The organism is Nocardia sp. 852002-20019_SCH5090214 (assembly GCF_001665865.1).
Lineage (GTDB): Bacteria > Actinomycetota > Actinomycetes > Mycobacteriales > Mycobacteriaceae > Nocardia > Nocardia nova.
The window spans coordinates 59,258-71,551 of the sequence record NZ_LZMK01000303.1 but is presented as its reverse complement, the minus strand read 5'-3'; the positions used below and the strand labels follow the sequence as shown (position 1 = coordinate 71,551).

Genomic DNA, 12,294 nt, shown 5'->3' with positions numbered 1-12,294 from the left:
TGGGAGAGATGGGGCCCATGTCCGAGGACATGATGGTCCGGGATCTGCTCGCGCTGGCGCCGGAGGCGACATTGGCCATCGCCGCGGTCGCCGGTTTGCTGCTCGGCTCGTTCCTGCCGCGCCGACGACAATGGGTCGTGCGCGTAATCGCCGCGGCGGGTGCGGTGGGCGTCGTCGCGACCACGGTACCGGTGTGGAGCGATCCGGCGCGCACCGTGTTCGACGGCAGCTACGGCATCGACGCGGCCACCAATACCGTGCGGTTGGTCGTAGCCAGTTCGCTGCTGGTGCTGCTGGCCATGTCTGCGCCGGAAACGCGCAGGGCGGCAAGAGAATCCGAGTTCGTCGTCTTGCTCGTCCTGAGTGGTCTCGGGGCGATCCTGCTCGCGGGTGCCGAAGACTTGCTGGTATTGATCGTGGCCTATCTGCTGGCGAGCGTCCCCCTCTACGCACTCGTCGGGTTCGGCAAGGACGGGCTGGGAACCGAAGCGGCGCTGAAGTATTACCTGTTGGGAGCGCTGTTCGGGACGACCATGGTGTTCGGCGCGGCGATCGTTTACGGCGCGGGCGGTGCCACCGCGTATCCGGCGTTGGGGTCTAGTGCGCACGGGGCGCCGCAGGCTGCGCTCGTGGTGGGTGCGGTCGCGGTGCTCGGTGGCCTGTTGTTCAAGGCGGGAGCGGTGCCGGCACATTTCTGGATCCCCGATGTCGTCGCGGGCACCCGGGCACCGGTCGCGGCGCTGGTCACCACCGTGCCCAAACTCGGCGCGGTCGTGGCGATCTACCGCCTCGCTGCCATGGTGCTGGAACCGAGCGGACTGAACTGGCGCCTGCTGGTCGCGATAATCGCCACGGCCACAATGGTTCTCGGAAACTTTGCGGCCTTCTTCCAAACCGATGTGCGGCGGCTGCTCGGCTATTCGACGATCAGCCAGATCGGCTACCTGCTCGTCGGCGTCGTCGCACTGGACCGCAGCGACCTCGCACTACCTGCCGTACTGATCTATCTGGCGGCCTACGCGGTAACCAATCTCGGCGCTTTCGCCGTGGTATGCGCGATGCCCGCCCTGCGCACGATCGACGACTACACCGGAAAGTTGCGGCGGCATCCCAGTGTGATCGTGGCGTTGATCGTCTGTCTGCTCGGGTTGATCGGCACCCCGCCCACCGGCGTCTTCGTCGGGAAGTTGAGCGTATTCACCGCCGCATTCGACGCCGGATACGGGTGGCTCGTGGTCGTCGCGGTCGCCAACGCCGTCGCGAGCGTCTTCTACTATCTGCGCTGGATCGTGCCGACCCTGAGCGGAGCCAGGCAGGGCACCGCACCGGAACCGATCAACACGTGGGTGGCATACGCGGCAGCGACCGCATCGATAGCGGTGGGAATCCTCGCCGGCCCCATCATGGATGCGATGACCGGACCGCTCGCAGTACCGTGACCGGCAGGTCAGAACAGTCGAGCAGCTATTCGCCGCATGACGTCACCACGAAGGTGGCCACGAGCAGCAGGACCGGCAGGGCGGGCGCTGCAAGGGCGGCAGCCGCCGCTCTGCGCGGGTGAATTCGGTTGCGGGCGCCCGCCTCGGCGAGGCGGGCGAGCCGCAATTCGACACAATCCTCGGCAATCGCCAGCACGGATGTGGGAGCCGGGACATCGCCCAGGCGGGTCAATGCGCGATGGACAGCAGCGGATCCGAACATTTCGGCCGCGTGTCCATCGGCGTCGAGCTCGACCAGTGCACGGACCAGTTCCGGTGAACACCGCGCGACCGGCAGCCAGGGCACGGCGTAGGCGACAGCCTCGGCGACCGTGACCAGCAGGTGATGGCGGCCACGCACATGCGCGTGCTCATGCGCCAGCACGGCGCCCACCGCGGCCGGATCCAGCCGCGCCGTCAAGCCTTGACCGGCGACGATCATCGCCGGTCGACCGGCCAAACTGTAGGCGAACGGTGCGGGCGACGGTAGCCACAGCACAGGGAGATCGACGGTTCCGTGCAGGATGCGAGACAGATTCCGGTGTTTGTCGAGCGCAATACTTCGTTGCCGAGACACCGCTCGCCAGCGCAGCGCGAATCGAATTGCGGCCGTGACCGACACGGCGACACCGACGATCCCGATCGCGGCTACGAGCCGGGCGGGGACGGCGTCATGCGCTCCGGGCAAGCAGCGGTGCGCCCAGGACATCAGTGCGGCAGGACCGCCGTGACGCGGTGCCAGGCTAATGAACAGCGGTGCCATCAGCAGCGCCGCGCTCGCGCTGAGCAGTGACGCCCACGCCATGAGAACGAGCCGCGGATCCGTCCGCCGCAGCATGACCCGAAGCGCCGGGGGAGCGCCGAACGCAATGACTACCGCGCCCGCCAATCCGACCACCCCGGTGATCACCCGCGTCGGCCCCGCGCGCGCAGGCCTCGCCGCAACGCTTTCGATTCCGCTTCGGAGACCCCCCGCATGAACTGCAACAACACCCCGTCGGGATCATCGGCTGCGTCGAGGACTGCGCGTAGCTCATCGGCGGCGGCCTCGGCGCGAGTGCGGGTGGGCACGTACCAGTAGGCCCTGCCCCTGCGCTCGCGCTGTAGCCAGCCCTTGCGGTGCAAGTTGTCCATCACCGTCATCACCGTCGTGTACGCCAGCGGCCGCTCGTCTCCGAGCCCGGCCAGTACCTCCCGCACGCGGACCGGTTCGTCGGTACGCCAGATCACGTCCATGACGGCCGCTTCCAGATCGCCGAGTTGCTGCACTTGTCGTCCCTCCTGCCTGGTTCGAGCCTAGGCCACCAGGTCGGTAGGGAAATCGTTCTCCGATCGATCGGTCGTGGGTGCGGCGGCGAGACGGGGCTGGATGAGGATCAGCGTCCGTCCCGCCGACCGCGAACGCCGTCAGGCATCGGCGTCCCGTGCCGCGATCGAACCAGCACGAGCTTTCTATGTAATACGTACATAGATAGTAGTAGCAGGTCGACGACGTTGCCCGCAAGATCGCTCCGACCGTTGCTGTCCAGGTTCGGGTGCGTGCTGGTCAGTTCGGTGGGTAGGCGTAATGACCCTATCGATCTGCGACCCGGCGGGGCGTCGCTAGGTGGCGAGTGGCCGTGGCGTGAGCCTCCGGAATCGGTCTTGTGGCCACTGGGGCGCCGGCGGTGAACCCCGGGGTTACCGCCCTATTTCGTGTCCGATAAATCCGGAAATACCCAATGTCAATTAACCCCCCCGGGGTACCCTCCGGTAGGGTGGGCGACGACCGTTCGGCGGATGGCGGGGTGTCATCCTCGGTATTCGTGGTCTTCCTCACGTACGATCAACTAAGTCCGTACGGAGATAGTAGATTGTTGCCAGCGGATGTCGATCGCGTATCGTGTGTCGCGATGGCATCACCCGAAAGATATTCCGATGCAACGCATTTCGACGTAGGGAGGTTCGGCTCATGAGCTGCGGTCCGAACTATCGCGCGCTGTTGCCTAACGGAACTGCCTCCATGTCGCCGCGCTTGACCGTCCGATTCTCGCCATTCACGCACGCGGATGCCGGATCGATCTCGGTGGCTCCGCAGTGAGCCTGATCAGTCGCCTCCGCTTTGGCGTCCCCGCGCTGGCGCTCGTCGCCCTCCTTGTGCTCGTGGCCTTGCATTTCGACTGCGTGCGACCCGGTGGCGACACTCATGTGCACCCGACGATGACCTCGGGCGACGTGGTATCGGCCGCGAGTGCGGTGGGGCATCTCGACCTCGGCCTTCACGTGCCCGGAGACGATTGCTGCTCGCATGCGGCTCACTGCGTTCTGAAGTCGGCGCTGCCGGCGAATCCGCAGAAGACGATGCTCTTGGGCCTGGTGTTGTTCCTCGCGATGGTCGCGTTGGCGGCGATCTCGGTGGCGGGTTCGATTGCGCTGGCGGTGCGTGGCCCGCCGCTGCCTACCCCGACTGCCCTGACCGGGCGCGGAATTCTGACTCGTTTGTGTATCGATCGCCGCTGATCGGCTAGCGACAGGTCGATGGCCACTGTCATCGGCCGGTGTCCGCTGCCCGCTCACGCTGCACCGCCCATTCGGGCGGACCGATACCGAAAGCGACAGTCATGGACAAAATTGTGCTCGAGGCACCGGAAGATGTCTCGACAACCGAGGCGCCGACACCGGCGGTCATGCCGCGAGGTCTGGTCGGAAATACCCCGGTGTTGTGGGTCGGTGAGCCACTGGCTCCGGCCGGCCGAGGATTCTGGGCCAAGCTGGAAGGCGCCAATCCGGGAGGGATGAAGGATCGACCGGCTCTGCACATGGTGCGTCGTGCCGAACAACGCGGTGACCTCGTCCCGGGTGCGCGGATCATCGAATCATCGAGTGGCACCTTGGGTTTGGGGTTGGCCCTGGCAGGGATGGTGCACGGTCATCCGGTGACCGTGGTGACCGATCCGGGGATGGAGCCGATGGTCGTGCGGCTGCTCTCCGCCTACGGTGCCCGGGTGGACCTGGTCACCGAGGCGCACCCGACCGGTGGTTGGCAGCAGGCCCGGCGCGACCGTGTCGCCGAACTGATGGCTGCTGAGCCCGACGCGTGGTGCCCGGACCAATACAGCAACCCCGACAACGTCGATGGTTACGAATCCCTCGCACTCGAGCTCGTCCAGCAATTGGACCGCATCGATGTGCTGGTGTGCGCCGTCGGCACCGGCGGACATTCGGCGGGCGTCGCGCGGGTTCTGCGCAAGTTCAATCCCCGGCTGAAGCTGATCGGCGTGGATACGGTGTCCTCGACGATCTTCGGGCAACCCGCCGGGCCCCGCCTGATGCGCGGCCTGGGTTCGAGCATTCATCCCCGCAACGTCGACTACGACGCGTTCGACGAGATCCACTGGGTGGCGCCCTCGGAGGCGGTGTGGGCATGTCGTACCCTGGCCGCCACCCACCACGCCAGCGGCGGGTGGAGTGTCGGGGCGGTGGGGCTGGTCGCCGGTTGGGCGGCCCGAGTCCACAACGCCGGGACCCGGATTGCGGCCGTGTTCCCCGATGGCCCGCACCGCTATTTCGACACCGTCTACAACGACGCCTATTGCGAGGAGAACGGGTTGTTCGACGCCGATCCGCCGATCGAACCGGAAGTGGTGGCTCATCCGACCGAGCGGGTGGTCACCTCGTGGACCCGCTGCACCACCGTCATCGACCCCCGCACGTTGGGCATCGACCTGGAGTCGGCGTCGTGACCGTGATCAAACAGTTCCGCAGCTTCGATATGGCCGCGCGTCTGCTGATGATCAACCAGTTCGGCATCAACCTCGGCTTCTACATGCTGATGCCGTACCTGGCCGGCTACCTCGCCGGACCGCTCGGTCTGGCGGCCTGGGCAGTCGGGCTCGTCCTGGGTGTGCGGAACTTCTCCCAGCAGGGGATGTTCCTGGTCGGAGGCACCCTGGCCGACCGACTCGGCTACAAGCCACTGATCGTGGCCGGATGTCTACTGCGCACAGTCGGCTTCGGCATGCTGATGTTCGCCACCTCGCTCCCACTGTTGCTGATCGCCTCGGCCGCAACGGGTTTCGCCGGCGCACTGTTCAACCCTGCCGTGCGCGCCTATCTGGCGGCCGATACGGGTGAACGTCGCCTCGAAGCGTTCGCGGTGTTCAACATCTTCTACCAGGCGGGAATCCTGGCCGGCCCGCTCGTCGGGCTCGCGTTGATGGCGTTGGATTTCCGGATGGCCGCGGGCGTGGCCGCCGCGGTGTTCGCGGTGCTGACGATTGCCCAACTATTCGCGCTGCCGACCCGCCAGGCGAGCGCACCTGCCGAACGCACCTCGGTGCTCGACGACTGGCGAACCGTGGTCGCGAACCGCCGGTTCCTCGCGTTCGCGGTCGCCATGATCGGCTCGTATGTGCTGTCGTTCCAGATGTATCTGGCACTGCCACTGCAGGCCGAATACATCGATAAGCCTCGGGCCGAGACCGTGACATCGGCGTTGTTCGTGGTGTCTGGTGTCGTCGCGGTGGCCGGGCAATTGCGGATCACCGCCTGGTTCCGCGCCCGCTGGGGGACCGGGCGCAGCCTGGTCGTCGGACTGAGCATCCTCGCGATCGCCTTCGTGCCACTGGTGCTCGTGCCAGGCCCGCAGCACTTCGGCACCGTGACAGCCGTTGTGGTGCTCCTGCTTTCGGCCGCCGTTCTCGCGATCGGCACGGCCGCGGTGTTCCCGTTCGAAATGGACACCGTCGTCTCGCTGTCGGGCGGCAAACTCGTCGCCACGCATTACGGCTTCTACAACACCGTGGTCGGGGTGGGCATTCTCGTCGGCAACCTCGCCACCGGTGTCGTAGTCGGCGCGGCGCGCGCGGCCGGCATGGATTGGGCCGTATGGGTCGGACTTATCGCCATCGGGGCGGTGTCGGCGTTCGCGCTGGCACGACTGGACAAATCCGCGCAGAAACAGACGGCGCGAGACCAGTCGCAGCCGCAGCCGGTGGCGCAGGGGGCCGAGTCCGCCTGAGCGCCCACTCCAGGAGGAACGCAGCGCCGCAGATTGTGGCGCTGCGGCGGGCGAAACCGGGCTGAGCTCGACGTGCATTCGTGCGAGGCCGGGATCGACCGTTGCGTCGAAAGCTTGTGCTGCACTGCCCGCAGCACGGGGCGCCGTCAGTAGTGGCGCCGGCGATCGGGTCGCGCGGCCCTTCCTCGCGGATCGCGCTTCCCGATCGTCGTACCGTGCGCGGGTGTAGTTGTCCGTCTCAGCTTCCCGTCGACGTCATGGCCTTTCGGTTGCCGCAGCCGCCGCTTCGGTAGTTCCTGGTAACAGGCCCGTCAAGACCAGATCGAGTACTGCCCGACGTGCGGTTGCGGGATCCCAGTCGTGTCCGGCTCGCAGGTGGATGTAGCCCCAGCCGACCGTGTTGAACAGCACGGTCGCCGTGGTGGTCGGTGGCACGTCGCGCAGGCTTCCGTCGGCGACGCCGTCACGCAGTAGTCGTTCGAAGGGTTCGGCGAAAACATCCACGACGAGCGCGTCCGGGCCGGGTTTGTGAAAGACCTCGCCGTGTGCGAGGAACATTCCGGCGAGCACGGGTAGATGTTTGTCGGCAGTCCTGCACATCGCCTCCAGCGCGGCTCGAAGCCGCTGGGCCGCCGTCCCGGAACTTGTGAGGGCGGGCCAGATCTCGTCGCGGAAGGTGTCGGCGGCGCGGGAGGTCAATGCAGCCACCAGGTCCTCGCGCGTCACGCCTCGCCGATAAATCGTCGCTCGCGACATGCCCGCCTCGGACGCCACTCGCTCCAAGGTCAGCTCGCCCAGACCCCACCGGCCCACGGCAGCCTCGGTCGCATCGATGAGATCACTGCCTATCACTACCTCTTGACTCTGTGACATATACGCATCATAGTTGAGACATGAACGTCTCAACTATGAGCATCGATAGTCTCAGACTTTCTTCCTGGTGTGGTGCGGTCATCGCGATCGCGGGGTTCGCTTCCCTGACGGCGACGTATTGGGACGATGCGTGGCATACCGATCTGGGCCGGGATAGCGCGATGATCCCGCCCCATCTGTGGTTGTACGGTTCGGTCGCTGTCGCCGGGGCGGTCGTGCTGTTCTGGGCGGGTCGGGTGCTCGTGAGCACGCGTTCGATCCGTTCCGCGCTGCGCTTCGCCCCATTGGTGGTCGCCGCGCTCGGCGGAGCCGCGACGCTGGCGGCCGCCCCGCTGGACGCGGCGTGGCACTCGACGTTCGGTCGAGACGCGGTGTTGTGGAGCGCGCCGCACATGCTGGTTGTCTTCGCTTCTGCCGCAATGGTTCTCGGCATCATCGCGGGGGTGCGGCCGAGCAGGTATGGCGTGGTGGAGGCCATGCTGGCCGCGCTGTTGCTGGGCGGTCTCATGACAGCGGTACTCGAATACGAGACCGACGTGCCGCAGTTCTCGGAGGCCTACTATCTGCCGGTATTGCTTGCGGCCGCGCTGGTCGCGGGCGCGGTCGCTCGCGCCGCGCTTCCCGTGGCCGCGTCGTTGACGATGACGGTCGGGATCTATTTCGTGGTCCGACTGGTCATCACCGTCGTCCTGCTCTTACTGGGACGCAGTACGCCGGAGATTCCGCTTGCGGTGCTGGGTTTGTGCGTGCTCGACCTTCGGTGGCGAAATTCGGTATTGCGGTATACCGGTGCGGCCGCGGCGATCTCCGCCCTGGCATGGATCTCGGCTGCAACCGGAGTAGCCGATCGCCCCGCCGCCACGGTGGCTCCGCTCGCGGTCGTCGCTGTCGCTGTTTTCGCTGTCGTGCTATTGGCGAACATGCGTCAGGGGAGGGTGGTGGCGGTGACCGTGGTTGCTTTGTTTGCCGGTGGGTTCGCGATGTCGGGTACACCGGCGGCGTCGGCGCACGACCCGGGGGAGGGTGAATCCGCCGGCACGGCCGCCGTGATCGGCACCTCGGATGGGAACGGCCACCTGTCGCTGACGGTTGCGCCGATCGGGTCCTGTGACGGCACGAGTGCGAGCAGCATTGTCGCTCGCCGTGCCGGTCGCGTCGTGACAGCGCCGTTGCGCGCGTCGGGCCCGTGTTCCTATGACGGATCGGTCCAGGTCGACGGAGCGGGCCGTTGGTTCGTCTATGCCGAATTGCACAGGCGTGCAGGCGATGTCGAGGTGTGGCTGCCCTTGCCCGCCGACCGGTCCAGCATGGTTTCCGAAGTACGCGACCTGTATCGACCGGCCGGATCCACCGCGTCCACTCGGACCATCGAAATCGTGTCCGGGACCGCGATATACGCGCTCGCGGCCGCATTGATGACGGCTGGCGTCATCGTCGTCGTACGTACCGGGCGCCCCAGCGCAACTGCCGGCGCACGGGCCTGAACTCCAGCCGGACCGGATGCTGGTTACTATGTACTATAGTACGTACACAGGTAGTAACAGCAGTGAGGAAATCCGTGCTACTGGCGTATCTGCCCAGCCCGTCTCGGGGTGTTTGGCACGTGGGGCCGTTTCCTGTTCGCGCCTACGCACTGTGCATCATCGCCGGAATTGTCGTCGCCATCTGGCTGACTCGCAAACGGTGGGCGGCCCGCGGACACGATCCCGACGACATCATCGACATCGCGATCTGGGCGGTGCCCTTCGGGATTGTCGGTGGGCGGCTCTATCACGTTCTCACCGATCCCGAACTGTACTTCGGTGCGGGGCGCGACCCGATGAAGGCGTTCTACATCTGGGACGGTGGTCTCGGCATCTGGGGTGCGGTCGTCCTCGGTGCTGTGGGGGCATGGATCGGTTGCCGGCGTCGCAAGATCGCGCTGCTGGAGTTGGGTGACGCGCTTGCGCCCGGTCTGGCTCTGGCCCAAGCCGTCGGCCGCTGGGGGAATTACTTCAACCAAGAACTGTTCGGCCGTCCGACCACATTGCCGTGGGCCCTCGAAATCGATCCCGCACGCCGGCCCGACGACACTGCCGATATCGGGCTTTATCACCCCACATTCCTTTACGAGAGCATCTGGGATATCGGCGTCGCCATTTTGCTTCTGTGGGTGGAACGCAGAACCCGACGACGTGGCCGACCGCTGGGCGTCGGTCTCCTGTTTACGCTGTATGTTGCGTCTTACACGGTCGGTCGCGGCCTGATCGAAGCGCTGCGTGTCGATCATGCCAATCACTTCTTCGGGCTTCGGCTGAACGACTGGACATCGATCCTCGTATTCGCTGTGGCAACCACCATTCTTGTCGTTGCCACCTGGCGGCGCCGCCGCGCAGAGGCGCAGGAGGATACGTCTTCCTCCGTGTGAACCGGGTGAGGCGACATCAACCGACCCGGCAGCGTCGAACACACTCTGCGGTCCCGAATATTTGTGCATCCCAAGCGAATCTGCGTGTACAGCGGATTCGTCACTTCGTGATGCCTCCTTCCCTTCGGGTGAAGTGACAGATCAATCCGGCGTGTGGAAGCCGGGCCGTCCGCCCTCCGAGAGGGCGTGCAGCGACGATGTCCGAATTTTCACATCGTTAACATTGCTGGCACTTTCTTGGTGGCTTGTTTACATCGTTTGTTACATGGCCGTAATCGTTGCCCCGCACCCTTTTTGAGAGTTTCGATCTCGAACTCTGACGTCGGTCAAACGGTGTCGCAGACAGAAAGTGGATCTGGAAAATGAAGTTCACCAAGTTCGCCGCAACATCGGCGCTGGTCATTGCCGCGCTGGGAATCTCCACCGGCACGGGCATGGCAGCTCCTGCCGACAACCCCGACATCCACTACACGGCAAACGTTATCGACAAATCCGTGGTGGTCCAGACCGATGCGGGATCACTGGCGGCTGAAGGCGATCAATTCCAGGTACGCGACAACCACGGCAAGGTCGTCGCCGGATTCCCGCTCAGCTACCTCCGCGACGGTCTGGAATACCCGATCGCGGCTCACATCGAGGGCAACCGGGCCACTTTGACGCCCAGCACGAACCCCGCTGCCGCCCACCCCGCCCCGATGCTGCACGATGTGGCGAGCCAGGCGGACGAGGATTCGGCGCTGCAGGCCGCCTACAACGAGTTCGGTATCGCCACCAGTATCGGCACCCTCGTCGGCACCGCCATCGGGATCGGTGGCGGATGTCTGCTCGGTGCGGCCCTCGGCACCCCGTTCCTGATCGTCCCCGGGGCGATCGGCGGCTGTCTCACCGGCGCGGCGCTGGGAGCACCGCTGGGTGCGGCGGCCGGTTTGGTTGCCGTCGGCGGCGTCTCCGGGGTGCTGGTCGCCATCGAGTACTTCAACCGGCTCAACGCTCCGGCTGCTCCCTGATCCTCGCGTAGCACAAACCCGAATGGGGCGACCCGAATGCGGACCGCCCCATTCGGGTGTTCGCGCACAACTCAGGGGTGCGACAGTGCGCGGTGAGCCGGAGGGATCACTCGCCGTTGCCGAAGCTGTAGCTCGAAGGGGGCGTCGTCTTGGAGTCCGCCGGTCCGTAGACGAGGGCGACCTCATCGTGCTCGTTGAACGTGATCGCGGCCGGATTGCCTTGGCGCAGTTGGCCGTCGACATAAGCGTGCAGCGCTTGGCCGTCCGCAGCGCGCAGCGCGCCGATGTTGCCCTCGGACAGGCTCACACTCCACTCGCTGAACAACTCGCCCAGGCTGTATTTGCGTTGCACAGGCGACTCGATGTGCACCACTCCGCTGTTGTCGTGGGAATGCAGTGGGCTCATTTTGCCGGTTGAACGGTCGACGCCGATGTTCGCGGGCACTGCGACAGGTTTGCCGTCGACGAGAACGTCGAGGTGAATGTGGATGTGTTCGACGGCGCCCTCTTCGGCCAGCATCGGCAGGCCCGCACGCCGGACGGCGCCGGTCGCGTCGGTGGGCGCCGCCCACGGTGGTGCGGAGGCGGCGCCGGTCGCGGTCGCTGCGGCCGGATTGTTCAATCCCACTGCCGCGTTTTCGTGCTTCTTGTTGTCCGCGCCCCGAACCACGGTGACCGCGATCGCGACGATCAACGCCACAACGACTGCTACCGCGCCTATCCAAAGCAGCAGAGTTCCGCGATCGTTTCGTTTGCCGCCGAGGGCTTTGCTCGTCGCGCGGTTGAGGTTGGGTCGAGGGGTCTTGTTACCTGTCATCGGGGCTCCGTGTGGTTGGTGCGCGGGGGCAGGGAGGGGTCGTTGATGGCCTCACCGCTCGGTGGTCAATCGCTGGACTTCCGGGCGGATATCGTCCGGCAGCAGGGCTTTGAGGTAGACCGCGGCGACACGGTGCCGGCGGTCCAGCACGATTGTCGTGGGCACGACACTGGTCGGGTAGTGGCTGCCCAGCGCCAGCAGGCTGCGCATCGACGGATCGAAGATCGACGGATAGCGGACATGGAAGTCGGTGACGAAATCCTGTGCGGCCGAACGGCTGTCGCGTACGTCGATGCCGAGGAACTGCACGCCCTGTTGGCGCGTCTCGTTGAAGACCTGCTCCAAGCCCGGTGTCTCTGTGCGGCACGGTCCACACCATGAACCCCAAATGTTGATGACGACTACCTTGCCGGCGTAGTCGGCCAGGTGGATCGTGTCGCTGGTCATGAGCGCCGGACCGGTCAGATCCCCGATGGTGCCACGGGAAGCCGGCGGATCGTAGAAGATCTCGATCTTACCGCCGGGCGAAACGAAGTCGAAGCTGCCCCCTGCGCGACAGCGTCCGTACTGCGCCCGCACGCCGCAACCGTGACGACCGAAGCCAGCGTTGCCAGTGCGGCGAGGCGTCGTAATCGGTTCGGCACCGCGTTCTCCGTGTTCCGTGACATCTCCGTACTTACTATTTAGGTACATAGATAGTAGTTCAACAAGCC

At 65.6% G+C, this 12,294-nt stretch carries 11 protein-coding genes and 1 pseudogene; 7 read left to right on the top strand and 5 right to left on the bottom strand.

The window, feature by feature from the left end:
• Nucleotides 1-17 precede the first annotated feature (17 nt).
• Nucleotides 18-1,439 (top strand): NADH-quinone oxidoreductase subunit N, encoded by a 1,422-nt coding sequence (locus A5780_RS24335; protein WP_197521852.1) that lies wholly within the window; start codon nucleotides 18-20, stop codon nucleotides 1,437-1,439.
• A 25-nt stretch (nucleotides 1,440-1,464) separates the two neighbouring features.
• Here the strand turns inward: A5780_RS24335 and A5780_RS24330 are convergent, their stop codons facing one another.
• Together A5780_RS24330 and A5780_RS24325 are read right to left on the bottom strand one after the other, a co-directional pair.
• On the bottom strand, nucleotides 1,465-2,316 hold the full coding sequence (locus A5780_RS24330; RefSeq protein ID WP_156769645.1) for a M56 family metallopeptidase: 852 nt from the start codon (nucleotides 2,314-2,316) through the stop codon (nucleotides 1,465-1,467).
• Between the two features lie 68 nt (nucleotides 2,317-2,384).
• Entirely contained in the window at nucleotides 2,385-2,747 is a 363-nt protein-coding gene (locus A5780_RS24325; RefSeq protein ID WP_082976690.1) for a BlaI/MecI/CopY family transcriptional regulator, read from the bottom strand.
• 807 nt (nucleotides 2,748-3,554) lie between these two features.
• On the opposite strand from A5780_RS24325, the gene A5780_RS24315 reads away from it, so the two are divergent.
• The 3 genes from A5780_RS24315 to A5780_RS24305 all read left to right on the top strand — a co-directional run bounded on the left by A5780_RS24315 (nucleotide 3,555) and on the right by A5780_RS24305 (nucleotide 6,477).
• Nucleotides 3,555-3,977 (top strand): hypothetical protein, encoded by a 423-nt coding sequence (locus tag A5780_RS24315; RefSeq protein ID WP_156769644.1) that lies wholly within the window; start codon nucleotides 3,555-3,557, stop codon nucleotides 3,975-3,977.
• A 101-nt stretch (nucleotides 3,978-4,078) separates the two neighbouring features.
• A complete protein-coding gene (locus A5780_RS24310; protein ID WP_062965786.1) occupies nucleotides 4,079-5,200 on the top strand; it encodes a PLP-dependent cysteine synthase family protein in 1,122 nt (373 codons plus the stop codon).
• Nucleotides 5,197-6,477 (top strand): MFS transporter, encoded by a 1,281-nt coding sequence (locus tag A5780_RS24305; protein ID WP_227995525.1) that lies wholly within the window; start codon nucleotides 5,197-5,199, stop codon nucleotides 6,475-6,477. Before A5780_RS24310 ends, A5780_RS24305 begins: the two co-directional genes overlap by 4 nt.
• Nucleotides 6,478-6,732: 255 nt before the next feature.
• On the opposite strand, the gene A5780_RS24300 is transcribed toward A5780_RS24305, so the two are convergent.
• Complete coding sequence (locus tag A5780_RS24300) at nucleotides 6,733-7,350, bottom strand: TetR/AcrR family transcriptional regulator (protein ID WP_062965785.1); 618 nt, start codon at nucleotides 7,348-7,350, stop codon at nucleotides 6,733-6,735.
• A gap of 35 nt (nucleotides 7,351-7,385) precedes the next feature.
• Between A5780_RS24300 and A5780_RS24295 the strand changes: the two genes are divergently transcribed.
• The 3 genes from A5780_RS24295 to A5780_RS24285 all read left to right on the top strand — a co-directional run bounded on the left by A5780_RS24295 (nucleotide 7,386) and on the right by A5780_RS24285 (nucleotide 10,764).
• On the top strand, nucleotides 7,386-8,834 hold the full coding sequence (locus A5780_RS24295; RefSeq protein ID WP_156769643.1) for a hypothetical protein: 1,449 nt from the start codon (nucleotides 7,386-7,388) through the stop codon (nucleotides 8,832-8,834).
• A 119-nt stretch (nucleotides 8,835-8,953) separates the two neighbouring features.
• Nucleotides 8,954-9,757, top strand: coding sequence for a prolipoprotein diacylglyceryl transferase (gene lgt / locus A5780_RS24290; RefSeq protein ID WP_231983070.1), 804 nt, complete (start codon nucleotides 8,954-8,956; stop codon nucleotides 9,755-9,757).
• 362 nt (nucleotides 9,758-10,119) lie between these two features.
• Nucleotides 10,120-10,764, top strand: a complete 645-nt coding sequence (locus tag A5780_RS24285; RefSeq protein ID WP_062965782.1) for a hypothetical protein — start codon at nucleotides 10,120-10,122, stop codon at nucleotides 10,762-10,764.
• Between the two features lie 106 nt (nucleotides 10,765-10,870).
• Here the strand turns inward: A5780_RS24285 and A5780_RS24280 are convergent, their stop codons facing one another.
• Together A5780_RS24280 and A5780_RS24275 are read right to left on the bottom strand one after the other, a co-directional pair.
• Nucleotides 10,871-11,581, bottom strand: a complete 711-nt coding sequence (locus A5780_RS24280) for a hypothetical protein (RefSeq protein ID WP_063917713.1) — start codon at nucleotides 11,579-11,581, stop codon at nucleotides 10,871-10,873.
• Between the two features lie 51 nt (nucleotides 11,582-11,632).
• Nucleotides 11,633-12,225: pseudogene (locus A5780_RS24275) on the bottom strand (TlpA family protein disulfide reductase).
• Nucleotides 12,226-12,294: the final 69 nt, after the last annotated feature.